Origin of the sequence: Nocardia sp. NPDC005978, from assembly GCF_040614455.1 — a bacterium.
In the GTDB taxonomy this organism is placed as follows: Bacteria; Actinomycetota; Actinomycetes; order Mycobacteriales; family Mycobacteriaceae; genus Nocardia.
Window position 1 is genome coordinate 48,351 of the sequence record NZ_JBEXUS010000027.1, and the last position, 25,895, is coordinate 74,245.

The following is a 25,895-nucleotide window of genomic DNA, read 5'->3' on the forward strand; positions in this document are numbered from 1 at the left end:
AGGTTCAGCGGGCGAACCGGGAATCGAGCCAGGCCACGACGTCATCGTTGGCGGCGGCCAGGATGCCCCGATGGTCGACGCCGGGATAGTCGCGATATTCGACGGGCTGACCGGTCAGACGCTGCTGGGCGACCATGGCATCGGTGCCCGCGGGCGGAACCACGGTGTCGCCGGTGCCCTGGACCACCAGGACCGGCACCGCGTAGGTCAGGTTGCTCGCGTCGTTGTCGTTCAGGACCGCGCCCAGGGCGGTGGTGTCCGCGCCCGCGCGGAACAGCGCGGACAGCGGCTTGCCCGCCCACGAGTCCGGTTCGCGCAGTCCGTCGATGCAGCGGGTGTCGGCCTGGGGCAACAGTTCCAGGCCCTCGGGCGCCAGGAAACGCGCCGGATCCACCTCGGCGACCGTTTGCGCGCCACGGATCATCAAAGGCAAGAAGGCATTCGACACCTGGGGCAGCGGCGACGCCCCGGTTGTCCCGGCGAGCGGGCCCGCGAAGGCGATGAGGCCCTGGTGTGAGGCCGGCGCCTCGGCGACCGCGCCGAGCAACTCCAGCCGCGGCGCCCACCCCTGGGCGCGGGCGGCGGTGTAGATGGCCGCCTGACCGCCCTGGGAGTGACCGACGCTCGCCCACCGGGTCCCGATCTCGGGCGCCACCGCGCGCGCCGCGAGGGCCATGTCGGCGACGGCGCGCATTTCGGCGTCTCCGATGAGATAGCCGTGTTCGCCCGCGGTGCCCAGGCCCTGGTAGTCGGTTTGCGCGACCGCGTAGCCCGCGGCGATCAATCGAGCCTGGGTGTCACGGACCAGCGCCGTGTAGGCGTGCGCGGGGAAGCCGGGGCCGGTGTCGCGCGAGGGCGCGCACACGTCCGCGACGCCCGTGGTGCCGTGCGCCCAGAAGATCAACGGCCAGCCGCCGGGCGGGGACGTGCCCTCGGGCACCGCGACGGTCCCGGATACCGCCACCGGCTGCCCCTGCATGTTCACCGAGCGATAGAGCACGAGGTGGTTCCGCGCGCCCGCGACGGCCGGATCCCCGGTGATCGGCCGCGCCTGGATCACCGTCCCGTGCTCGCCGGCCACCAGATCCGCTGCCGGAGCGTAGAACCCGGGTTCCACCGGTTCGGCGGCCGCGGACCCGGCCGGGAACATCAGGGCGGCCGCGGTGGCGGCGGCCGCCAGCCGTACCGCCCGCGTCGTGTTCGCCGTGCGCATCGCGCCTCCGCTCTCTACTGCCCGGCGCGGGTGTCAGTGCCGCGCCGGGATTGGATTCGACCGGGAGCAATGTATGCGACCCGCGCGGGTCTCGGCGGATTGGACACGGCGCGAATGTCTTCCGAAGGCTCGGCGGTGCGCCGGGAGACCGGTCACGTGAGCGGCGCGCGGCGCGGGTAGACCACGATCAACTCTTTGTCACTCAACACTTTCGGCAACCCCGGACGATCGAACCACTGCGACCGAAGTTCGCGGCGGACGCAAGTGCTTCGTGCGATCGCTGGTTTCGCTGTCATGCTCGGTGCGGACGGAGTTCGACTCGATGAATCCATTTGCCATCGGCGAGAATCCCGACCCGAACGAACACGCCCGATACAAATATCGAACAGATCGCCGAATAATCACGAATTGATAGCGCGTCGCCGATTCACCAACCGAGCATCATAGGTTTCATCGGACCCACGAACGAGCCCAGCGAACTCACGGTCGACCACAACCGTAGACCGAATAAAACAGCCCACCCGGTACGAATCCGCCCAAAAATCCGGATATTAAGGACAAAACCCCAGGCAGACGAGGCCATCGACGCTTAATCATAAAATAGGACCCGCCGCCGAGAAATTTGTTGCCCACGACACCGGCCGACCAGTAGCTTCGATCTCGCAAATGGTTGGTGAACAGCACTGATCTGCACATTTCGATCGGAGAAAACAATGGTGGAATTCATTACCGGCGGTCTGTTCGATTCGCTGCTCGGCCTCGTTTCCGGCTCGGCGTCCGGCTCCTCGACGAACGGCTGCCCGCCCAAGCCCTGCTGAGTTCCCGGACCGGAACACCCTCCCGGCAACACACGAAGGGCGTTCCCCCAGCGGGAGATCGGCGCCCAGCCGCGCATAAGCGCCCTCCCCCGGCGACCATCGAATGCCGAACCGCACCGGCATGAACTCCGGCCCCGATTCCAGGCCCCGGGATCGGCTGCGCCACACCATTTCCACAAACAAAACGCCCCTGACCGGAAGACCCGGTCAGGGGCGTTTTCAGGCTCCCCCATCTGGACTCGAACCAGAAACCTGCCGATAACGAACTCCGGTCAAGGCACTGGTCACGCGCAAGCATTGGTGGGGAGGTGTGGTTAAGGGGTCGAGTAGAAGCGGGTGACTTGTCGATGCATCCTGCAGGTTCACACCCGGAGATCCCCTGTCGCGACCCGAATTCTTGGCGAAATCTTGGGAAGAGTCGAGTCCGAACATCCTGCTACCGCCCTTGTCGATGTAGCAGCCGAGCGACATACGAACGGCCAGCTGGCAGGCCCCGGAGCGACCACAGCACGTCTACACCCAGTGAGACGTACCCGCCAACCAACCCAGCATGTGCCGGGTCAGCCGGCACAGCCCATCGCGATGAAGCACTCTGCTGTTGATCCCCCAACACCCGCGCGGCCGCTCAGCCGCCATAGCCAAGGTGTGCGCAGCGACTCCCCAGGTGAGCGGCGGTTTCGCCACGGAGCGCGTCTGCCGATTCGGTGATCCGTGGGGTTGTTCCGTTGTTTCTGTCCGGATCCAGCCCTATACTGAATCATAATTGGAAAACTGATTCAGGAGGTGGGGACATGGCTGCGACGACCGTAGGCGAGCGGATCGAGAGGGCACTCGGGGCTGCTGGGATGAGTCAGCGTGACCTTGCCACCGAAACCGGGATTTCCCAGGCGACGCTGTCGCGCACGATTTCGGGCGATCGCGCCGCGAAGATGAATGAACTGGTGGCAATCGCGGCAGCTACCGGTGTCGTGTTGACCGAACTGACCGGCACGTCCCGCGTGGTCGGCCAGGTGCAGTGCGCCGCGCGGTCGGCCAATGGCGCCTCGATGGATTCGATGTATGAACAGATGATGCGATTCCTAGAGCTCGAGGAGTTTTTGGCCGATCAGGGAATCGCGGCGATCGGATGACCGCGGAGACCGAGGGCAAGGCGGCAGCGGAGCGTTTCCGGGAAGATCACAACCTCGGCTATCAGCCGTTGGGGGATCTGGTCGCCTTGATCGAACAGACCATCGGTGCCGATGTGGCGGTGCTCGAGACCGGACCCGAACAGCACGGGATGACCATGCGACACAAGGGCCGGGGCACGGTGTATATCGCCGTGGCCCGGACCCCTCATCCGATGCGCCAACGCAGCACCCTCGCACACGAACTCGCACACGTGGTCTTCGGGGATTGGGCCGATGAACCGCAGATCGATTCAGCCAGCCCAGCCGAGAGCCGCGCCAACGCGTTCGCGAGGCACCTACTGCTGCCTCTCGACGGCGTTCGCGAGTTGATGACGGTCGAGCGGGAACGCGACGAGCTGGTCTTGTTGTCGAAAGTCGTTCAGCGCTACCTGGTTTCGCCGACGATCGCAGCCATTGCGCTTGAGCAGGCAGGATACGTCGACAAAGACGCCAAGGCGCGGCTGGGATCGGAAACCACGCCACGCCTTGCGGCTCGATTTGGATGGGCCGATCAATACCAGGCATTGCATGATGAATCGAATCGTCGCCGGGCCCCGCAACGATTGCTGGCGCGGGCGATCGAGGGCTACCTCCAGAACGCGGTATCGGTTCAGACAATCGCGACCCTTCGCGGACTCGACGTCGCCACAGCGAAAGCGGAACTGACCGAGGCCGGTCTGATTCCCGCCGAGGTACAGCCGATCTGGAGCGATCCTGCCGACCTGCCACAGGTCGATATCGATCTCGATGAGCTCGACGCCGATCTGGCCGACAGCGAGGCTGAATGAGCGCCAAACCTGTCATCGATGCTGGACCGGCGCTGAACTTCCTTGCTATCAACCAAGAACGGTTGTTGCTGTCTGTTCTGGGACAGCTCAGCACACCCGAGACGGTCGAGAATGAGGTACTGCGCAAGTCACGAACCGACAGCAGATTCACACGAGTCGGGCTGGTCTGGTCCAAGCTGACACCGAGATGGATCGAAGTGCTCTCCGACGGGTGGTCCGAGACTCTGGAAGCAGTCTGTGTTCGCCAGAACGAGATGCCTTGGACCGAGCGAAAGAAGCAAGCGAAAGACCTGGGCGAACTGCTGGTAGTCGCGCACGCCGTCGCTGTGGCCGAACAGGGCCAGCAGGTTACAGTCGTCATCGATGACCAATCCGGTGCCAGGATGGCAACCGTCGAAGCGCAGCGTCTCGATCGGCTTCGCGCGCAAGGACATCCAGTCGGGCGAATCCTTCTCGTCAACACGGTCACTATCCTCGAACGTGCGGCCGGCACGGAGCACATCCCCGACCGGGCAACGATGAGGACGATCTACGCCAGGCTGTGCGGGTGTGATGACGGATTATCTCCAATCGGTAGCACCCGGTTGCTCTCTGCGGACCTTTGGAACATTTCGCGAACCTGATGGTGCGGAAGCCCGCAGCGTGATGCGGGACGGCAGTGCCTGCCGCTACATGTAGTAGGCGTAACGGGTGGCGATTCGACCGTCAGTTGGCACGTGCCGAAGGATGGAACCGACCCGGGCTGCGGTGCGCAAGGTGAGCGGGTCGCGTTCGTCGAGCTGCGCATTGTTCCAGTTCATCTTTGACAGAGCGAGTAAGTCGATACCTGCGGGCGTGTTCGGCCCGGCAGATATCCGAAGTATCTGCTGAACTGGGCGGACGAGTTCGATCGCAACAAACCGATCGATGTGGAAGGCGCGGCGTGGCGGGTCGCGGCGCACATCGTCGATTCCGGCTACGACCCGAGCAGTCTCCATAGATGGCTGGGGGCCATGCAACGCAGCTCCGACACCCACTCGGTCAGCGATTTCCTGAGTGAGGGGGCAGACCGGCTGTCCAGACCCGAGCGCATGTTCACGTTCTTGTGCCAGTGATCAACCCACCACCGTTCCAGATCAGTCCAGAACACACACCGGGCTGGCTCACTCCGACCGACACCGTCGCGTGGAAGAAGCAGCACGCCCCCGATGCCGAATCGATCCGCAATCAGGGCGCGTTCCTGCTGGAGGTCGAGGCCCGGGAAATCAAGTCCGCCGCTGATCGCGCCCGCGCGCGGATCACGGACCTGGAGACGAAATTCGTTGTGGGCATGAGGGCGAATCCGATACGGGTGGCACCGCGGATATGGTCGAAGGACAAGGGCAGCGCGTTCGCGGTCCAAGCGACCAACCGCGCGCTGAAAACAGAGTCGTTCGAGCGGCTCGGACAACTGCCCGATCTGCACATGCCCGACTACATCGCCACCGCCATGGCCTTGATTCAGCCCGTGCGCACCGGCGGTGCGCACCTGGCCATCACCAGCGGCTGGTCCGCGATCGAATCACTACTCGTGGGACCCGACGACGACCGTGATGTGGTTGCCGCGCAACGCTTCTCGCTGATCGTGGCGACGAGTATCCCCCGCGCGGAACTGACCACACTCTCGAATCGGTATGCAAAAGCCAATTCCGATGCCCTCGCCCACGAGATACTGGGGTGCCCCGACAACCTGACCAGGGCCAAACGCTTTGCCCGGCAACTGTGTTCGGGCGACCCCATCACGATGCCGAACGACACCGACCGCCTGGCCATCAAGCGAATGAAGCCGTACCTGTCCGACCGTCAGACCGAAGTTCGCAAGGTCGCGGGCATCTTGAACAAGGAATTCGTGCGGTTCTACCGCAAACGCAATCTCATCGTCCACGCGGGCAAGACCCACGACAACAGTCTGCATCCGATCTCGGAAACGATCTCACCGCTGATCGGTGCCGGCGTCGACCGCATCATCCACGTAGGCCTCAAGTTCGGAGTGCGGCCGATCGCCCTGGCAGCGATCATCTCCGCCAACCTCGACTACCTGCAACCGGCCACCGCAACCGACGCGGGCAATCTCCTCGACATCATGGAGATCGCCCCTTGAACGTCGGTCACGGGATACTGGACCTCCTACCTCTTCTGAATACGAAGGCCAGGGTCGGGCGGCGCCAGCCGGGACAGCGATGCCATGTCCGCGCACCATCGCGGCGAGCACTCCTCGGGTGGAGGCTGACGCTACGGCAAGCAGTCGGCGAAGCGATTCTGCGCCGCTGAAGTTAGCGGGATAGTGCCCATCTCACCACAGTGTGTGCTGGCCGGAAGGGTCGAGCCTCGGCATGGGCCGTCTGCCTGTGGCCCGCCTTCTGAGCTGGCGTGGCTTGGTCAGCGTCACCTCGGCGGGTGAGAAGGCTAATACGTCCTTGGAGCCGGTGGGCCGTACCCTAAGGAACTCGTCCTCCGCAGGATCGCCGATCGCGATCACCTTTCCCGAACGACCCGTTTCCATACCGACGGCCGCAGTGGTAAACCACACCACCCGCGGTCGTCCATTTGCTAAATCCGAGGCGATCTGCTGAATTTCACTGTCGGACAGGCGTTGAGGATCACCCACAGCTGACATGGTGTGCCTCCGAGGCGAAGTCGGCGTGCATATACCGAGGAGTATGCCGTAGAGCACCGACAGTGGCGCCCGGCGATGAGTTTGTATGTCCGCCATCTGCCCTCGCGGTTTCTGAGAACGCTCTTGGCCCTGGTCTTCTGGGATCATGCGGCGACGCGGTGATCGGAGATGAGTTTGGCCATCACGACTTGGTTGGCCTCCCAGCCGTCGGGGAACTTCGCGGGCACTGACAGGTGGACCGGATCGGTCGAGGGATGACTGTCGAGGAGGTCGGTGATTCCTTCGCGGGCAACGACGATGCAGGCCTGCCGGTGGCGGGAGGTGAGCACGCACAGTCGACCGGCCTCGAGGTGAAAGGAAGTGGCATCGCGGCGGCCGGACAAAGGATGCACCACGATCACGACCTCGAACTCGCGGCCCTGCAACCGATTCGCGGTGTTGACCACTACCCGTGCGGCGTTCGGGTTGCCTGTGCGGGAGAGTGCGGCCCGGACCAGGTCGGCCTGGTCTCGGTGTGCGACGCCGATGGCGATGTCGGTGGCGTCCAGCAAGCGGCCGTTGCGGTGGCGCTCGCAGGTGGCGACGGCGCCACGGTCCAGCAGTCGGCCGGCCAGGTTCGCAGCAGTCTGGATGGTTTGAGCGTCGGTGCGAGGAACGTGGCGGCGGGGCAGTTCGTGCAACGCCCATCCGGTAGTGAGGGCCATGGCCAGGGTTTCGTCGAGATCGGTGTTGCCGAAGGCTGCGGTGCAGAAATCCAAGGAACGTGTGCCGGTGTCGATTCCGGCGGTGAAACCGCCGGTAAATGGGTAGAACGCCTCGGCGATCGTGGGGGCGGCGGTGGGTGGCAGGCGCCAGGACACGGGCAGTCTGTGCTCGGGGGTGTCCGGGTTGTGCTGCAGCATCACGGTGACGCCGTTCTGGGTCGGGTCGTGGGGCAGTCCGATCCAGCGTTCGGTTCCCACGATGGTGAACGGGTCCAACTGTCCCGGATCGCCTACGAACAGGCCGCGATCGAATCGTTCCGCGATCTGAAGCAGTGCGTCCGAGCGCATTTGGTAAGACTCGTCCACGATCGCCCACCCGAAGCTGCCGTCGCGGACAGTAGCCCATTTGGCCGCGGTGCCGACGATGATCTGGCACGCGTTCAGGTCGGCGACAGCGGTGGCGACGGTCGAATTCGCCCGCACAGCTTGTGGCGCGGCGTAGGTGGTGGCGCTGAGTCGGCCGATCGCAACGTCGGGGTGTTGTGCGGCCAGGCGGGCGATGAGGTCGTCGACCTGGTTGTTGGTCTGGGCCACGATGATCGGCCGCTCGTCACCCTCGACGAGGTGCCCGGCAACGCGGACCACCAGCGTGCTCTTGCCGGCTCCGGGTGGGGAGTCCACGACCACGGCTTTGTGGTTGCGCGTCGCGAGGTCGGCCAGAATCGCCGTGGTGGCTTGCTCGGCCGCCACAGCAGCATCGACGCTGTCATCCTCAGTTTTCATCGCCCCACTCCTCTGCGGTGGCCTCGTTGGGTATCGAACTGTCGGGATCCGGCTTCTCGTCGATGCTGTGTGTCCAAACCATCTGGTCCGGTTCCGGGAACTCCGATGTGGGACGCCAGCCCGGGTCGGGTAAGTACGCAATCACCTGGCCGAGTTCGGGAACTGTTCCGGGCTTCGGGATCAGGGCACGGCCCATACCCCCGTTGATTTCGACCGTGACCAGACTCGCTTCGCCGTCAGGTTCGGTGCGGGTGATCATCGCCTTGTGCCCTGCGGGCATGGAGGGGCTGATCAGGCGGGTGTCGTCGGCCAGCCGGGTGGGGTCGAGCGTGCGAATGGTGATGAGGGGGCGCGGCACTCGCTTGCTCTTGTCGGTGGTGACGACTCGGCCGGATTCGGCGTCCACCACGACTCCGGCAAATGCCTCTCCGTTACTGCGCCGATCGGCCAGAACATAGGGATCGTCGAAGGCCATGTCGGCTTCGAGATTTTCCAGTGCACGTTCGAGCCTGTTCAGGCGTTTCGCCGCGCCGATCGCGCTGTCACGGGTGCGTTGAGGCAAGGCGGACCCGGAGTCCTGGTAGTCGGAATAGCCGGTGAAAGACATGCAGTCGCTGTCAAAGCGCTTGGCTACGCGCGGTGCCTCGGGCACACCGCGGAGGAGCGAGATGGCGGTCCACATCAGCCGCCAGGTCGGCTTGATCTGCTCGTTGATCAGTTCCCGCAGCTCGGCCTGGGCCGCCGCGACCGCAGCGTGGTTGCCAGCCGCTCGCGCAGTGTCGGATTGCTTGATGGCGTGGGCGAGGTAGATATTGTCGAAGTCCGGCGAGGTCGCCGGACCCGCGGGTGGGCACACGCCGGGATTCTCGGCATCGAGCAGGGCTTGTTCGACGGTGAGGCCGTCCGGAGGCGCGATCCAGGCCATCAGCGCCGCGAGGTTCTGGTCCTCGAGTGTGCTCTGCCCGGTCGCCCAGTGTTCGCTGAGCATGTCGGTGACGGGCATCAGCATCGATGTCCCGGCTTCCTCGGCTGTGTTGGTCAGGAAGGTCAGCCACATCCCCAATTCGGGTACACCAGCGGGTACTGGGTAGTCACCGGTGGTGCTGCGGAATCGGCAGGCGCGACCCAGATCGGCCAGGAATTTGATGCCACCGGGGTTGGGGACCAGGATCTGTGGAGCGTCTGTGTACCGAGAACGCGATTCCTTACCGCGAGAACCGATCTCCCGCCGATCCACTCGGCAGGAGTCGATGTAGTCCAGGACGACTCGACCCAGGTCGGCGGCGAAGGCGAACCGTTGAACCCGGTCGCGGGGCTGGCCAACGACCAGCAGCGTCGGAGACCTCTTGGACACCCCGACGATCGCCGCCAAGGGCGACCCGGCTTCGCCAGCCATGGCCAGTGGCACTACCACCAGGGGTCGGGTCGAGAGGTGCCGATGGCGGTACTTGGTCAGCGGTACCGCCGACATGGCTTCCATCGCTTCCAGGCGCGCTAGCGCCGACACTCTCGTCATCGCACACTCCCTGCTGAAGGACCGTCGGCCAACCCGACAAGCTCGGTGCGCAGTCGAGCCGCGTGGCGCAGTGCCAGCGCCATCTCGGTTTGGTCGTCGTCCGGTGTTAATTGACCACGGGCTAGACCCAGTGCCATTGTCGCGGTGTCGATCCCGCCGAGATGCTCGCGTACCGCCGGTCCGAGAACATCGAGCGATGCGCAAGCCCGCGCGCGGGAGCGGCAGAAGAACGCCATCTCACAATGGTTCAGACAATCCGGGCGGTAGGTGGCCGGCACCTGATCCAGAGCTGCGGCCAGCTCGTGGGCGGGGCGCTGAGGTCTTCCGGTGTCATCAGCGGCGAGGTCGAAAGTCAGATCCGGAGGGAGCAATTCGACCAGGTCGCCGATGCGTTCGATGCGCGCCAACTGCCGGGCCAGATTGCGAACCTGCTTGCGCGCGTCGACGAACGCGCCGGTGGGACGGTTGGTGAAGTTCTTCGGCGATACCAAAATGATTGTGTCGGATACGTATTCGGGTCCGATCCCGGCGTCGGCGAGCATCGCTCGCAACGCGATGATGTAGGCGCATGCCTGGGTCGTGGCTGACCGCACTAGCGCCGGGTCGGCCTGTCCGTCGATGATCGGGAAACTCTTGATCTCCACGACGTGGAAGCAGTCGCGGATGCGGAACGCCACCAGGTCCGGTTCGAGGAACACCGGGTGCCCGCCGACAACGAGCTTCAGCATCGGGTGGTCGTAGAGAGTGCTGTCGCCTGCGCCGCGTGCCGCGGCCACCAGCAGCTGCGTGGTCCGGGCGTGGCGAGCCGTGGGACTGCCGTCGCCACCGACGTCCTCGAGGCCCCGGTATCCGGCCTCGCTCGGTGTGAGCTCCAGGGTTTCTCGCAGAACGCGAAGCAGTTCCGCGCAGCCGTCGGCCTTGACCATTTTCTCGAAGCTGTTGCCGCGGGTGATGGCGAAGATGGATTGGCCGAATTGACTCGGGTATCCGGTGTGGGCGGCGATGGCGGCCTTGTCCGAGCCGGAAGCGTCCAGCACGGCTCGGAGGGCGCAGCGCGGGTTGTTCTCCAGTGCGGCCAGGGATCTGGCGTTGTAGGTCAGACGCGGCGCGGACCCGCGCAGCGCGTCCAACCGTTCGTCGGTGACTACCTTCACGGAAGTTGGTTCCTCGAGGTGATGGGTGGGGATTCGGATGGGGCGGTGGGGTCAGGCGTCGGCCTGTGCGGGCCTGATCTGCTGCAGCGGCGCACCGAACAACTGCTGGTCGGCGTTTAGCTGCTTGCGGGCCCGGCGTGCGGATCCGGTGCGTGTCGCGAGATCGGACGCGGCGTGCACATCCAGCTCGGCCTGGGCCGCGGCGGTGACCAGGCGGGGGTCCGTTTGACTTCCCTGCAGTGCGGGATCTGTAGGCATCGCGCCGGGTATGTTGGCTGCGAATCGCCAGAGTAGGCGTAGTGCGGTCTGCGTGGGGCCGGTGTCGGTGGACTGGGCGGCCTGTACCGCCTCGGCGATGTGGATCGCGCCGGTGAGGAAACCCACGCGTGGAGACAGCGGACCGACGATCCTCTGTTCCAGAGGCCAGGTGCTGATCGTGATCAGCGCCCGCGCAGGTGAGAGCAGGTCGTGTGTCAGCGCCGGGCACAGATAGAAGGGGCGGGTGCCGGGGGCAGCGCGATAGGAGCGTTCCTCGTCTCGGCGCAGGCTCGAGAGTTTGGCGGTGGATAGATCGCCGGGGAAGAACGCCTCGTGCACGTTGACGATCAGCTTCGGCGCGGCGGGTGTGCGCAAGAGCATCAGCGCCCGGTGGACATGCTCGCGCGCGGGCAGCATCATCGCATGGGGCACAGGCATTTCCGGCCGTTCGATGGCCGCCTGTTCCATGGGGGGCTCGTCGGTTTCGAGGAGGGCATCCCAGGCGCGTTCGGCGCGACGAAGCTGGGCGCGCAGCTCGGCGACCCGTTCGGCATCACCAGCCGCGGCTGCGTCGCGGATTGCGCGGCGCAACTCGGTGATGCTCTTCTCCAACACATCCATCGGGTTGCTCATGAGCCGACCGTACCAGAGTTCCAGAAATTCTCCAGACATATTCCCGAGATTGCGGTATGGTCGGTGACGCTCGACTCCACCAGACCGCAGCGGCGGCCCACAGCCTCATCCGCTACTTCCTTCGGAGACTCCTGTGATTGGACGCGTGTTCCACACATCCGACTGGCATCTCGGCCGTCAGATCAATCGTCATCGGCGCGACACCGAATTCGATGCTGTACTGAACGAAATCATCGACATCGCTGACGATTTCGCCCCCGACCTGATCGTGCACAGTGGCGACCTTTTCGACGGGCCCCGCCCAAGTCTGGACGACATGCGCCGCGCGGCGCACGCGCTGCGCCGCCTCGGACAGATTGCGCCGGTGGTCGTGGTCTCCGGCAACCACGACACCCGATACGTCCTGAAGTTCCTGGAGTACATCCTCAACGACATGGGCACCCGCGGCAGCGCCGAGGCGCGCGTACGTTTCGCGACCGATGCACGTCCCGATGGACTTCTGATCGCCGAATACCCTGCTGCGGCAGGAGATCTGACCGTCCGTATCGGTGCACTGCCGTACCTACACCCAAATCGGTTCACCTACAATTTCGCCGACCCCGCGACAACGACGAGTTCCTACGCCAAGCAGATGCGGGCGGTGCAAGCCGATGTCCACCACCGGCTGGCGGCTGGACGCGGCCCGCGCGACATCTTGGTGTTCGCCGCGCACCTGTTCGTCGAGGGGGCCGCCCCGTCCTATTCGGAGCGGTCGATCTCCCTCCAGACCGACTACGCCGTCGCCGCCGCCGGACTGCCACCGGTCGACTACGGCGCACTCGGACACATCCACAAGCCCCAGCGCCTCGACAGCATCGGCTTCCCCGCTCACTACGCCGGAAGCCCCCTGCAGATGGACTTCGGCGAGACCCGCGACATCAAGAGCGTGGTGCTCGCCGAGATCGCTCCTGGACGCGATCCGCGCATCGAAGTCGTGCCGCTGACTTCCGGTCGCCGCCTCGTCAAGCTCGTAGGAACATTGCAGGAGATCACGCAGCGCGCGGGACGTATCGGTGACGCCTGGGTGAAGGCAGTGGTCGACGTCGCCGAACCCACCCCGTCGCTGCCGGAAACCCTTGCGGCCCTGCTGCCCAGGGCGACGATCATCGATATCGAGGAGCACCGGCCGGGCGCGGTGAGCCGCGTGCTGGACCGCGCGGCCTCGACCGACGAACTGCCCAGCGTGGAGTACCTGCTGCACGACTACTTGGCCGACCGCAAAGTCACCGGACGCACGCTGGACCGAGTCATGGCCACCCTCGTTCACCTACAGGCCGAACCGGATCCAACCGACCCAACGCCCTGCTGTGAGGAAACGCTACTGACCGCCGCCATCGCGGGGCACGGCCTCGACGAGGTCGATCACACCGGGCTGCTGGTCAACGCCGAGACCATCGGATCGGAGGCTCAGCGATGAAACCAATTACACTGTCGCTGAATGGATTCCGCAGCTACCCCAAGCCGGTCACCATCGACTTCACCGGTAAAGGTCTGGCCGCCGCGCTCGGCGACACCGGCGCCGGCAAGAGCAGTCTGCTGGACGCCATCACCTTCGCCTTGTTCCGCAAGAGTGCCTGGGACGCCAGCGAACCGCGCCAACTCATCGCCGACAACGCCGATGCCATGAGCGTCGAACTCGTATTCCTGCACGACGGACACCGCTGGCAGGTGCACCGAACGATGCACGCCACCAACAGCAATGGCGGACGGAACCATCTGATCAACCTGGATACCGGTGAGGAACTCGATGGCGTCGGGCCCGTCGGCGCGCGCCTGAAAACCGTACTGCAGATGGGTTATGAGACCTTCCTGCGCGTCGGGCTACTACCCCAAGGCAGATTCGACAAGCTGCTCGTCGCCCCGACCAAGGAGCGTACGACCCGACTTCGTGAACTGTTCGGCACCGATTCCCTGGCCGACGTCCGCCAGATCGCCGCCGACCACTCCGCGCGGCTCACCGGGCTGATCGGACAGGCTGAGATCAAACGGCAAGCGATGCATGGTGATCCGGCCCGAACCGCCGCCGATGCCGGTACCGCGGCCGCCGCCGCCGAAGCGAGCGGCGCGCGCCTGAACACCGCGATCGATGTCATCACGAAATTGCGTGAAGAGATCTCCTCGGCGCGCTTCCGCGCGGATTCGGCAACCGCCGCGGCCGATAGGCTCGCCGAGCGGACGGTGCGGGAAGCGACCGAGGCCCTGGACGCCCTCGAACCCGTCGCCGCTCGAATCGCCACACAACGAGCGGCCCTGGACCTACGTGCTGCGACGGCCGCGAAGACGGAGACGAACCTGGCCGCGCAAATCGCGGCCATCGAGTCCGGTGGTGAAAGCCAGGACACGCTCAACAAGGCCGCCGCGATCCTCGACAACCTCGCGACACGCACCGCGGAGCACCGCGGCGAACGCCAGCGGATCGCCGACCGTACCGCACAGCTCGAGGCCGACGCCGAGCAGATCACGGCCGCCCATACGGAACTGGCTCATCGTGCAGTGCAGGCCCAGCCTCTCATCGACGCCGCGCACGCCGCCGAGAGCCTGGCCGCAGATCTCCGCGCCCACGCTTCCACCACCCGCACCCGCGTCACCGCAGCGACGACGGCCGCCCGACGCACCGCTGAAACCGCTCGGGCCCACCGCACAGCCGTCGACACGCACACCGTCCAAATTCAGACGGTCGGCGACCTCAAGCGGAAAAACGATTCCGCCGCCGAGGGGATTGCGACCGTCGAGGCGAAACTGGATGCGCTGAAACTACGCGACCAGGCCGCCGCAATCGCCGCCGATCTGAGTCCCGGAGACGACTGCCCGGTATGCCACCAACACCTGCCAGCCACCTTCGAACCAGCATTCGAGGCAACCGCCGCCGAGGCGCGTGGCGCGAAAACGCTGCTGCGCCAAGCAAAGACCGCGCACGAGAAAATCGCGGCCGAACTCGCCCAAGCCCGAGCCTCGGTCACGCTGTCCGAAGCCGCCGTGCCCAAACACGCGGACACCGTTCGAACGGCGCACCTGGAGGCACAGAAGGTCAGCGACGCGGTACAACAGGATTTCGCGGATCTCGCCGCCTTGGCCGCGCGGGTAGGCGGATCCTTCGACACCGAAACCGCCTGGGTGGCACTGACCGCCGCCATGACCGCCTCGGCCGAGCACACCGATGAGCCCGGCGCCGAACTCGAAACGATCACCAGCCCACTGCTGTCGGCGATCACCACCTGCGAACAAGCCGCTGCTGACTACGTCGGACGACGGCATGCCGAAGCCCTCGACCATACCGCGAGGATCGAGGCCGATCGCAAGACGCTGGGCGTACGCGAGGACACCAATCAGGAGGACAAGCGAGCGACCCGGGACGCGTCGCAGCGACTGGCAAAAGCCGTGGCCGTCACCGAAACCCAGATTCGTGCTCTACCCGACAGGATCCGGGCGCTAATGCCCGACGAGGTGGTCGAGATCGGGCTCGACGATGTGACCGCGGCGGCTGCGGCGGTCGCCGATCGACTCTCGGAGGTTCGAGGAATCTCCGAAGCCCGAGAGGCTGCGCGAGCGGAGAACACCGCGGTCCTCACCGCCCGGAATGCTCTTGACCGCGAGACGCACACGCAGGTGCAGACACCGCTGACCAAGCTGCGAGAAGCTCTCGATGGATGGGCGCACGCCGCCGACAACGCCATCACCTACCTCGACTCTGGTATTCGCCACCGCGTCCCCGAGCCCCCCGGGCGGTCGGGAATCACCGAGATCCGGGAATTCGCAGCCGAGTTGACAGAGGTCACCTCCGCTCTCGACGCCGAGCTCATCGACGCCCATATCGCCTACGGGTTCCACGCGGATACCGCAGTCGCCCGTCTCACCGAACAGTCCGCCGCGCTCGCCGACGTCGACGGCTTCGACGATCGCGCCGACCTGATGGAACCGAATGCGTTGCACCCGTTGGTGGAGGCGAAGACTAAGGCCGGCAAAGAGGCCGAGCACTGGCGCACCGAACAGCGCACAGCGCAACAGCAGGTGCGGCCCGCCGCCGATCTCGACTTCGCTATCACCGCCGGACGCGCCCGCCTCGAAGCACTCGAGGTGCTGCGTCGCGAACTGGTCGAGGCCAGATTCCTCGGCCACCTCACCGCCTGGAGCACCCGCGCGCTCCTGGGGATCGCCAGCGAACTGCTGGGCCAGTTGACCGACGAGACGTTCGGCTTCGCCGACAATTTCGAAATCGTCAGCCGTGGCTCCGGCGTCGTCCACCACGCCAACCGGCTATCCGGCGGCGAGAAGTTTCTCGCCTCGCTCGCGCTCGCGCTGGCACTGGCCGAGCTGCACTCCTACAGCGGTCCGCGCCTCGGTTCACTGTTCCTCGACGAAGGATTCGCGACCCTGGACCGGGCCGCGCTCGAGGCGGCGCTGGATGTGCTGCGCGCTAGGGCGGGCAACGACCGCCTCGTCATGGTGATCAGCCACCTGCACGCCGTCGCCGAAGCCGTCGACGACGTCTTGTGGGTCGAACGTGAGCCCACCGGGTCGACGGCACGCTGGCTGACGGCGACCGAACGCGACGAGCTCATCCACGCCGACCTCGCCAGCGGTCTGCAGGATCTGGCGTAACGATGGCGGCCAGCCAAGCGCTTGACACCGTATTGGTAACTGCCGGTGTTGAATTGGGGCGGGGAGGAAACCGGATGACTGAAAAAGGTGGCTGCGGTCGCGGCGAACTGAGCGAATCGCCGGAGTGGTGGCGCAGTGTGGTTCCCGGCGACTGGGCGGCCTTCGCGATACCCGAGGAGCCGTATCGAGAACGCTACTCGGCACTGCTGGCAGCCCTAGAGGAACTGAGCACTCGCGGACCCCGATCGACCCTCGCCGAGATCACAGAGCGGCTGCGGGCCGTCGGTTTTCACGATCCGATCTCCGAAGCCGATCTCAGAGCATTGCTGGACCAGCTCGCCAAATGGGGTCTGGCTGAGCCGTTCCGAGATTTCGCGGCTCCTGTTCGCAATTACCACGGCGTCCTCGGGAGGCAGGAGGCTTGGGCGCTGACTCGTCGAGGACGTGCTGTCGTCGCCGCGGTGCGAAATGCGGTCTCCTCGGCAGACCGGGCGTTGCAGTTGCCGAGCCGACTCCTCGACAGTGTCGAGCAAACCTTGCGAACACTGTTGGAGCACGTCCAGGATCCGGCTTCGCATGGTCTCCTTGATGCGGACCTGAGCAATGTCGGAACGCGCATCGCCGAGTTGCAAAGGGTGACAGCCGACTTCTACGATGCGCTCGGTCAGCTGGTGCAGTCCGATGTCACCAAGGACGAGGTCTTCGACGGCAACCGAGACCGGGTGGTCGAGGCGCTGAGGCAGTTCGCGCGAGAGTACGACCGCGGCCTGGTACGGGTCGACGCGGCGCTCACCGAGCTACGGCTGGCCGGTCACCAGCATGTCGTGCAGTGCGCAGTCACGCATGCGGGACTGCTCGAGCCGCACACACAGCAGCGTTGGGTCACCGATCGGGTGTCGCTGTTGTCGGCGTTGGAAGCGTGGTTCGTGCCGGAGGGCAGCGTGCCCAGGCTCATCGAGTCGGCATACGGTGCGGTGAACACGCTGCTCAACGCGGTCGATCGCCGCTACAACGCGCGGCTGCGCGGGTCGGACCTGTCGGTCGACTTCCGGACCATCGCTCAATCGCTACATCAGCAGATAGATAACGAGAGCGCTCAGCAGGTATACGCGGCCGCGTTTGGCGACTGGCCCGCGTGGCATGTGGTCGCGGGCCCGGCGCAGGAGAACGTCGACCATGCCACAACAGCGGCAGCCGGCCAGGTGCCGTTCACGGTGGAGTTGACACTGCGTGAGCACGAGCGGCACGGTTCCGTCGGTGGCCGACCGAGGAAAGTCGCCGACGCCACGGCCGAGCGTGAGCGAGCTCTCATGCAGGCGCGGGCCCAAGCCCGGCACCGACGCCGCTGCGCGGCGGCGTTGCTGACCCCGGGCGAGGTCGGACTCGACCACTTCGCGGGACTCGACGGGGAGACCGCCGCTGTGTTGTTCGACGCGCTGCAACTAGCACTGGACATGATCGACCCCGCCACCGGAATCGGACAAGTCGAGGCCTACGAAGCAGGTGTACTCATCGGCGTCCGGATCATCGACCGTCATGAGCGAGTGGTAGTGCCACTGGACGAAGGCGAGCTGAGCGCGCCCCACCTTCGGGTGACCGTAGTGTCCGCAGAGGCGGAGCTTCCCGCTCCGACAGTGCAGGCCGACTCGACATCGACCGCGAATGCAGGTGTCGCATGAGACAGGACGCGCTGCTCGATCCCGACCTCGCCGAGCCGGCGCGCCGACTGATCGCTCAGGCCCGATTGCTGGCCGAACGCGAACCCGAGTTGTATCGGGCCGCGGTTCGTGGACGCGGCGAGCTGACGAGGTTCTTCGCCGCCGAACTCGGGTGGACTCTGGACGTCTACGAACCGGCCGACATGGTCCGGTTGCACAAACGCAGGCACGACGTGCCCGGCGAGCGCGGACCGCGACTGCGCCGATCGGGCCGGGGTCAGACCGTGGCGCCCCGCCTCGTGTTGATCGTGGCCGCCCTGGTCTGCGAACAGCTGTGGCGCCGACCGCGGATGACGTTGAACGACCTGTTGCAGGCGGTGGCGCAGGTGTGCGCGGCCGACAGCGAGCAGGGTCTGCTGCCGCAGTTCGCGGTGGTGCCTGGCGATGGTGTGTCCAAACGGGAAGCGCATGCCAATCGGCAGAGCCTGGTCGACGCCCTTCGGCTGCTCGAGGCCGATGGAACGGTCAGCGTCGAAGGAGGTTTGGATCAGGCCGCTGCGGACGGCACCGGCGACGGAGTCGTCGCGGCGTCGAGGGACCGGCTGGCGGCGAAGTTCTCCTCGCTCTCACCCTCGTTGCTCAAACTGTCGCAGCTCCCGCCGCAGCAGCACGCCATGGCCCTGACCGCTGACACCGCTGACGTCGACTCCGAGCCCCCGTCAATAGACCCGTCCCTTCCGACACCGGACGGCCGGGGTGGACGCGACGACACGACCCACAGACGTCAGCAGGCGATCCGGCGACTGGTCGACGACCCGGGAACAGACCCGCGCTGCGACGACTACCTGCAAACCTCGCCCGGCCGCAATCGCGCACTCAACGTGCTGCACGCGCTTGGATTGGTAGGTGTTGTCCGGCGCGACTGGTGGCAGGTCACCGATCCCTCCGGGCTCGGCAGCGCGCTGGACTTTCCGACCGGGCGGCGCAATGAACGGCAGGCCGCTCTGGCACTGCTCGAGTACCTTTCGCGCCGCGCGCTGACCGACGACGGGCACGAACGACCCATTGAGATCGGCGAGGCGGTGCGGCTGTTCGAGCAAGTGCGGGTTCGGGTACCGCGGTGGGCAGCGGCGTACGCCCAGCTGTCCCTGCTGGCGGAGGCCGCCGCGGGCGAGCTGGCCGATGCGGGATTCCTGATTCGAGTCGCACCGATCGACGGCACGTCCGAGGGTGACAACGACAACGAAAGCCGTTGGCTGCCCACCCCCGCGGTGCGGATGTGGCGAATCAAGCTCAACGCCCACTCCCCGGACTCGAGCGAGGAGCTGACCGGCAAGACCGTCGCCCCGGCCCCGCTGTTGCTGTTCGACAATTCCGAAGGAGCGCACTGAATGTCCACGGATATGTTTCGCGCCGAAACCGCCACGGACTCACCCGTTTACGGGATTCCCGGGGTCACCGGCCGCTGGCAGCCCACCCGTGCCGGGGTGCTCAACAGCTGGAAATGGACCGACGAGGAGTTCCAGTTCGCCGACGGCTGGCTCGCGTTCATCGGCCGCAATGGCTCGGGCAAATCCTTGACCGCTTCCCAGCTGGTCACCGTCCTGCTCGATGGCGACACCTCGCAAACCGCACTCAGCGTCTCCGGCCGTGCGGCGGGGACCCTGATGAGTCGGCATACCGATAATCGCGACAAGGACGACAAGACGGGGGTGTGGTGGCTCGAATACGGCCGAACAGATCCCGTCACTGGTGCGACCGAGTATGTGACGACGGGCCTGTGGCTCCGCTCGTCCGGGCAATCGTTGCTGCGCGCGTTCTTCCTGGCCCCGGCCAGAGTCGGCGATGAACTCACCCTCCAGATCGACCGCAACGTGGTGTCCATCGACCGCCTGGCTGAGCAACTCGCCGACCGCGGTGGCGAACTCTTCACCGACGCACAGCGTCTCCGGCCGAAAGCGGCCGCGCACCTGAGTTCGATCGGTGCCGAGTCGGGATACCGCACGGCGGTACGCACGCGACTGTTCGCACCGCTCGACGAACTCCAGTACGACGCGCTGCTCAGTGTCCTGCGCACGTTACGCAGCGTCCGGACCGCGGAGAAGATCTCCGCACGCGAGATGCTCGATGTGCTCACCGGTGCCTTGCCCGCACTCGACCAGGGAAAGATGCGCGAAATCGCCACGGCGATGCAACGAATCGCCACCCTGGAGAGTCAACTGGCCGATACGACGGAGCAAGCGAAGAAGCTCGCCGCAACCGACCGGGTGTACGAGCTGTACCGGAGGGCGGTCGCATTAACCGTCGCCGCGGCATTGCGGTCGGCGAACACCGATTTCGACAACCTCACCCGTTCCGAGCGAACCGCGGAAAAAGAACTCGGTGACGCCGTATCGATTATCGAGCAACAACAAGAGGCCTTGAAGCAGGCCAAATTCGAGGTTTCCCGGCTCGAGGGCGAAGTTCGTGCCGCCGAGACGGCCTTGCGTGACCACGCCGGCGCCGAACTCCCCCACCTCGAACAGCGTGCCAAGGACCTGGACACCTCCGCAGCGTCCGCTGAGGAGCGAGCAGAGCAAGGACGAAGCGACGCGGTCGCCGCGAGTGCGACTGCGGCGCAGGCCAATCGGGACGCCGTCGCAGCGCAACAGAGCTTGACGAAGGCGGTGCAAGAGTTGTCCCGGACCGGCGGCGCAATCGCTGCTGAGAGCGTTCTGACAAGACTCGTATCGACCGCCGAGGAGCTGGCCCGTCCTGACCAGCTCGATCCGGATGCCGTGGCATCGAGCGACATTCCGGTCGACGAAATCGCCACCACCCCCTTGGAATGGGTTCGTATGCGTCGAGGCCAGGTCGAAGAGGTCAGCGGCGCGCTCGGCGCACTAGGTGCGGCGAATCGGACTGCGACCGACGCCGCCGACGAGCACCGCGCCGCGCAGGATGAAGCCGATCGACGCGACGCCGCACTGTCCGAATGCGTCGCGGCGCGCAGCACGATCGAGCAGCAACTCGACACCGCGATCACCGCATGGCAGCAAACCACCGAATTCTTTCCGCCGGTACCTGACGCTCTGCTCGAACCGGACCCGATCGAGGGCCGGGTCGATCCGGCGCGGCTCACGGCGTGGCTCGACCAGCAGGCCGGTGCAATTCGGGATCGGCTCGACGTCCCCGGTCACCGCGTTCGCAAAACCGCTGCCGATGACGCCGCGAACCAGGCCACAGCATTCGCCTCGGATCAGAAGACGGCTGCCCACAAAGCTGCCGACGCTGTCGTGGAGTTGAAGACTCGTTACGACGAGCACTGTCGGCAGAACCTCATCGCCGACGAGTCCGAGGCCCGCACCGAACGCCAGGCTGAGCTGGAACACGACCGTCTGGTCGACGCCGCCCGGGAGCACCGGCATATGGCGATCGTCGAGCAAATCGACCGTACAGAGGACGCATTGCGAGCGCTCGTCGACTGGTCAGACGGTGTCCGGAATTGGCGATCCGGCCTGCAGCACCTGGGTGGCGACTGGACGATCAGGTCGCAACTGCCCACTATCGATCCACAAGAGATGCTCACCGAGCTGAGCGCGGCCAGAACCCAGGCAAGCGAGGGTCGGCTCGATCGCACCGCGCCCCCGGTAGCTGTCGCCGATCGATTGCTGTTGGTGCTCGCCGACTACGACGACGGACCCTTACACGCGGCGATGGCCGAGGCAGCCCAAACCGCTGTCGCCCGATTGAACCGTCAGCTCGCCGAGGCCGATCACGACGTGGACCAGTGCCGAGAACGCGTCGACGAGACGAGCGCGGAGCTCCTCGACGCCAGGCGAGCGCCGCTTCCGCCGACGGCCCCAAACTGGCGGACCCGTTCGGATGGCAGTCCGCTGTGGTCGCTGATCAACTTCCATGACGATATCCCCGCTGACCTCCGAAACCGTTGCGAGGGTGCACTTCTGGTGTCCGGGATCCTGGACGCCGTCGTCACCGCAGACGGCCGGGCACGCGTCGGCGACACCGTTCTAACGGGCAACCCACCCGTTCACGGACCCAACCTCGCCGATCTGCTCACCGTCGAACCCGACAGCCCGATCGACCCGGCATTGACAGTGTCAGTGCTACGCAGCATCTCCTTCGTCGATTCTGTGGAAGGCACCACTGTTAGGTCCGGCGTGCTGACCGCAGCCGCGCCGACCAACTACACCTGTCGCTACATCGGGACAACAGCACGAGAACGAGCTCGCGCGGAACGGATCGCCGATCTCGAAACCCGGCTCGAAGGATTCACCGCCGAACTCGAATCCGCCCTGCTCGAACGGCAGCGATGCCAGGACGCGATAGCCGAGGCGAATGCCGAGCAGGAATCGTTACCCTCGTCAGCGCCTTGGAAGGCCGCTCGCTCGAACGCGCGCACGGCGCAGGGCGCCGCACACACCGCTGATCACGAAGCCGCCGAACGCCATTCACGCGCAGACGCCGATTTGCGTTCCGTCCGCGACACCTTGGCTGCCGCGCAACGCGCCCGCGCCTACTCCCTCGCTGCCGTAGGCAACGAAGTCGACACCGCGCGTGCACTGGCACAGCAGGCCGAAGACTCGGCGGCCAACGCAGCCGAGAAAGCCGAGGAAGCAACCGAATTCGCGGTCCTGGCCGCAGCACGGCTTGAGGACGCGGCAACGGCACAAATCCGCACAGACGACGATCAGCGCAGGTTCCCATCGCTGGAGGCCTTATTCGACGCCATTGCCGAAGAGGACGATGCCGCCCAACAGTTGACCACCGCTCGAACCCAGGTCGTCACCACCACAGAACGGCTTCGTAGAGCACAGGCCAAGTCGAGGCAGACGCTGCTGGCTTTGAACCGGGCGGTGGACCTGGGAGAGGGCCGGATGCTGCCGACGGACCGCGCCGCGTTGAAGAACTTCTCAAGCTCACTTACGCAGCTTTTCGAGCAGGTACACACCTGGCAGCGCTGCATCGACCGAGCGCTGAACCTGTGTGCCCGAGCACGTACATCGACCGCCGCGTCGCTCAAGCTGCACCAACGCGCCGACAGGCAGTCGGAGGAAGCGACCAATGCGCGAGCGAAGGCGCTGTCCGAAGCCGCAACCGTAGCCCAGATGCGCGAGCTTCACGGTGCCGCGTACGAGCAGCTGCGCCACGCACTTACAGAGTCGACGACAGCTTATGAGAACGCGCAAACGCATGCCGAAGAAGTCCGCGACGAAATCCATCGAGCCGAAGTGGCGGCGGCGGGTGCGCGCAGCACCCTCGAAAACATTGCGCCACAACGTGAACAGGCAGAACTGGGGCGCGAGCGATGCCTGCGGCAGATGAATCGGCTCGTCGACGAGCACATCGCGACCGTCGATGACGACATCCCCGTCGACGCGGCCGGGCGACCGACCAATCTCACTGCGGCCCTGGCGTGGGGCACGAGCATGCTGGCGGCCGAGCCACGCGCCTACCCCCGTGACGAACTCGCCAAGCTGCTCGAGAATCGGCGCGTCCGATTGGAGGCCGAAACCAAGAAGACCAGCACCGAGCTGGTCCGATTCGACCGGCAGGTGACGCTGCAGACCATCCTGGGAACCGATTGGCGGAGGGCGGTCGTCGCCGCCCCGGACGCCTTGATCGGCGAAGACCTGCACGAGACGGTCATGACGCTGCAGCAAACCGCCGAGCAGCTGCAGCGCGACCTGCGAGACGACGTGAAGAACACGCTCAAGACGAGTATGTTCACGGCGTTGCGCCGAGAGATCGCAACCCGTCGGGCCGCCGCGCAAGAACTGGTCCGGCAGATCCGCGCCACGCTCGCCGGCGTGCGCACAGGTGTAGCTCGAGTAGGCGTCGAAGTCGACTGGAAAGTCAAGTCCGATCCCGACGCTCAGAAGATGATCGAGCTGGTCAGTGCATTGCCGTCGGATGAAACGTTCCAGCAAATGTACGACGTGCTACGCCAGCGGCTCGAAGACGCGACCGGAGACACCTGGGAGGCCCGCGTCGCGCACACCTTCGACTACCGGGTCTGGCACGAGTGGGACATCAAGGTCACCCATGCCTCGTTCGGCGACGGTGCGACCGAGGTATTCCGACCGCTGACAGCGCGGACGAACCCGCTCGCCTCGTTCAGCACTGGTGAAATGCGGTTGGCGACAATGCTTCCGTTGTTGGCAGCCGCCTGGTCGATGTACGGAATACCGGACTACCAAGGCCCGCGGCTGTTGTTCGTCGACGAGATGAACGCCGCGTTCGACCCGCAGAACGTCCGAAAGTTGCTGGCGCTGCTTCGAAAATGGAACTTCGATGTTCTCTCGACCGCGCCGGAGATGAGCGCCATGCTCAAGGCCGAGGCTGAACGGGTCATGATCGCTCAAGTGACTCACTCGGGTGATGTGCGGGTCGTGATGCCCTGGCTCTGGACCGGTTCGGGTCAGCCAGTGCTGATCGCCGAAGGCATCGGGAATACCGCGGAATTGTCGTGACGGAGCCACAAATGCCGCGCACCATCCGAGAGCTCGCCGATGACGCGGATCTGCTCCCGCTGTGGGAGGCGGTTCACGAACGACTTTGTGCAGGAAGCAAACCAGCACGGATCGCGACGATCACCGTTTCCAACATGCCTGCCGGTGGTGTGGCTGTACTGAGGAACTGGCTTGACACGAGTACCCGTCGCCGACGTGGGAACTCGGCGGTGTCGACCGCGGGCAACCAAACGCAGGTGCCCTTGCGCGAACTACTCGACCATTTTGGTCTGGACCCCGAGCAATTGCCGGTGATCGCGACGCTGGCGGTAGGTCGGCCACTGGTCAACCGAGCGCTGGTCCGCGCGGCCAGCGCCACTGCGCGAGAACAGCTCTGGGCTCAGGTCGAATCCGACCTGGCGGCGGTTCCACGATTGGCTCGCCGGATCTGTGCCAGCGGAGTCGCCGATTCCGAGATCGAGGCGATCGCTCTGCAATGTCAACGACTCAAAGCCGCCCTGATCACGATCGACACCTCACGAGGATCGGTGGCCGCGCCGCTGACCTTGGCGAAGCTAGCGCACGACTGTGCAGGCGATCCCCACGCCTTCGACCTGGACACCCTCACTGGACGGCGCCTGGTGGAGGCAGTTACGGAACTACTCGACGAGCCGGAACCCACCCGGCCCGACGCGGTGCGTGGCCTACTCGGCCGAGTCGGCATTCTCGCCGACCGTCTCTCTTCGTCCGTGCTGGTGCTCAACCTACAGGCGTCGGGAAACGGGATCGTGGACCAACGCCTTCGGCTCGGCGGGGGGCCATTGCCGCTGACCCTGTACGACCTCACTGTCCATCCGCCGGAGCTCGAGGCAACTCCGCTGCTTGTGGTTGAAAATCCATCGGTCCTCGAAGCAGCTCTTGCAATTGGATTTACCAAGCCGCTGGCCTGCACCAGTGGGCATCTACGAGCCGTCGATCACGCTTTCCTCCAACGAGCCCTCGATTGCGAAGTGCCCTTGTCGTATTCGGGCGACCTCGACCGGGACGGGCTGATCATTGCCGGTCAGATCCGGGATCTCTATGGAGCGCGAATCGTTGGGATGAACGAGGAGGTCGTCCGACAAGCCGGATCCTGTCCGTCAACGGTGTCGCTGAACGCTCTTCCGCCTTTGCTCCCGACGGAGCTGGCAGTGGCGCTTACCGAAACCGGCAGGGCGGTCTTCCAAGAGAACGACGCTGTCCTGCAAGCCTTACTCACCTGACTGTGTCCCGAAGTCGAAGCGACAGCCAAATCGAGAAGGCGCATCCCGAGATGGACAACTAGCCAGAGCCAACCGCAAGCCAGGTCAACTTTGTTACCACAGATTAGCCCTAGGTTGGCCTGTCGGATCCTCAAACGACAACGCCCTCGCCGAGATGATCAGCGGTCTCTACAAGACCGAGTTGATCAAACCATGCGGCCAGTGGTGAGCTGGG

Annotated in this window: 16 protein-coding genes; 10 read left to right on the top strand and 6 right to left on the bottom strand. The window is 65.4% G+C overall.

Annotation, left to right across the window (positions count from 1 at the left end):
- Window positions 1-4: 4 nt before the first annotated feature.
- Window positions 5-1,213 (bottom strand): lipase family protein, encoded by a 1,209-nt coding sequence (locus tag ABZ319_RS15120; protein WP_354986982.1) that lies wholly within the window; start codon window positions 1,211-1,213, stop codon window positions 5-7.
- 1,609 nt (window positions 1,214-2,822) lie between these two features.
- On the opposite strand from ABZ319_RS15120, the gene ABZ319_RS15125 reads away from it, so the two are divergent.
- The 4 genes from ABZ319_RS15125 (at window position 2,823) to ABZ319_RS15140 (ending at window position 6,107) form a co-directional block, all read left to right on the top strand.
- Window positions 2,823-3,161, top strand: a complete 339-nt coding sequence (locus ABZ319_RS15125) for a helix-turn-helix transcriptional regulator (RefSeq protein WP_354986983.1) — start codon at window positions 2,823-2,825, stop codon at window positions 3,159-3,161.
- Window positions 3,158-3,988 (top strand): ImmA/IrrE family metallo-endopeptidase, encoded by an 831-nt coding sequence (locus ABZ319_RS15130; RefSeq protein ID WP_354986984.1) that lies wholly within the window; start codon window positions 3,158-3,160, stop codon window positions 3,986-3,988. The genes ABZ319_RS15125 and ABZ319_RS15130 overlap by 4 nt, the downstream gene beginning before the upstream one ends.
- Window positions 3,985-4,611: a hypothetical protein gene (locus ABZ319_RS15135; protein ID WP_354986985.1), complete on the top strand. Its 627-nt coding sequence runs from the start codon at window positions 3,985-3,987 to the stop codon at window positions 4,609-4,611. Before ABZ319_RS15130 ends, ABZ319_RS15135 begins: the two co-directional genes overlap by 4 nt.
- A gap of 467 nt (window positions 4,612-5,078) precedes the next feature.
- On the top strand, window positions 5,079-6,107 hold the full coding sequence (locus tag ABZ319_RS15140; protein WP_354986986.1) for a hypothetical protein: 1,029 nt from the start codon (window positions 5,079-5,081) through the stop codon (window positions 6,105-6,107).
- 192 nt (window positions 6,108-6,299) lie between these two features.
- On the opposite strand, the gene ABZ319_RS15145 is transcribed toward ABZ319_RS15140, so the two are convergent.
- The 5 genes from ABZ319_RS15145 to ABZ319_RS15165 all read right to left on the bottom strand — a co-directional run bounded on the left by ABZ319_RS15145 (window position 6,300) and on the right by ABZ319_RS15165 (window position 11,671).
- Window positions 6,300-6,614 (bottom strand): hypothetical protein, encoded by a 315-nt coding sequence (locus ABZ319_RS15145; protein ID WP_354986987.1) that lies wholly within the window; start codon window positions 6,612-6,614, stop codon window positions 6,300-6,302.
- Between the two features lie 152 nt (window positions 6,615-6,766).
- On the bottom strand, window positions 6,767-8,110 hold the full coding sequence (locus ABZ319_RS15150; RefSeq protein ID WP_354986988.1) for an AAA domain-containing protein: 1,344 nt from the start codon (window positions 8,108-8,110) through the stop codon (window positions 6,767-6,769).
- Window positions 8,100-9,626, bottom strand: coding sequence for a hypothetical protein (locus ABZ319_RS15155; protein WP_354986989.1), 1,527 nt, complete (start codon window positions 9,624-9,626; stop codon window positions 8,100-8,102). Before ABZ319_RS15155 ends, ABZ319_RS15150 begins: the two co-directional genes overlap by 11 nt.
- Entirely contained in the window at window positions 9,623-10,780 is a 1,158-nt protein-coding gene (locus tag ABZ319_RS15160; RefSeq protein ID WP_354986990.1) for a hypothetical protein, read from the bottom strand. The genes ABZ319_RS15155 and ABZ319_RS15160 overlap by 4 nt, the downstream gene beginning before the upstream one ends.
- A gap of 51 nt (window positions 10,781-10,831) precedes the next feature.
- Complete coding sequence (locus ABZ319_RS15165; protein ID WP_354986991.1) at window positions 10,832-11,671, bottom strand: hypothetical protein; 840 nt, start codon at window positions 11,669-11,671, stop codon at window positions 10,832-10,834.
- A gap of 145 nt (window positions 11,672-11,816) precedes the next feature.
- On the opposite strand from ABZ319_RS15165, the gene ABZ319_RS15170 reads away from it, so the two are divergent.
- The 6 genes from ABZ319_RS15170 to ABZ319_RS15195 all read left to right on the top strand — a co-directional run bounded on the left by ABZ319_RS15170 (window position 11,817) and on the right by ABZ319_RS15195 (window position 25,681).
- The gene (locus ABZ319_RS15170) at window positions 11,817-13,127 is read left to right on the top strand and encodes an exonuclease SbcCD subunit D (RefSeq protein WP_354986992.1); all 1,311 of its coding nucleotides are present in this window, start codon (window positions 11,817-11,819) and stop codon (window positions 13,125-13,127) included.
- A complete protein-coding gene (locus tag ABZ319_RS15175) occupies window positions 13,124-16,309 on the top strand; it encodes an SMC family ATPase (RefSeq protein WP_354986993.1) in 3,186 nt (1,061 codons plus the stop codon). The genes ABZ319_RS15170 and ABZ319_RS15175 overlap by 4 nt, the downstream gene beginning before the upstream one ends.
- A gap of 74 nt (window positions 16,310-16,383) precedes the next feature.
- Window positions 16,384-17,988, top strand: coding sequence for a DUF2397 family protein (locus ABZ319_RS15180; RefSeq protein WP_354986994.1), 1,605 nt, complete (start codon window positions 16,384-16,386; stop codon window positions 17,986-17,988).
- Window positions 17,985-19,358, top strand: a complete 1,374-nt coding sequence (locus tag ABZ319_RS15185) for a DUF2398 family protein (RefSeq protein WP_354986995.1) — start codon at window positions 17,985-17,987, stop codon at window positions 19,356-19,358. Before ABZ319_RS15180 ends, ABZ319_RS15185 begins: the two co-directional genes overlap by 4 nt.
- Window positions 19,359-24,440 (top strand): SbcC/MukB-like Walker B domain-containing protein, encoded by a 5,082-nt coding sequence (locus tag ABZ319_RS15190; protein WP_354986996.1) that lies wholly within the window; start codon window positions 19,359-19,361, stop codon window positions 24,438-24,440.
- Window positions 24,441-24,451: 11 nt separating this feature from the next.
- Window positions 24,452-25,681 carry a TIGR02679 domain-containing protein gene (locus ABZ319_RS15195; RefSeq protein ID WP_354986997.1) on the top strand — a complete coding sequence of 410 codons (1,230 nt, stop codon included), beginning with the start codon at window positions 24,452-24,454 and terminating at the stop codon, window positions 25,679-25,681.
- The last annotated feature ends 214 nt before the right edge of the window (window positions 25,682-25,895 follow it).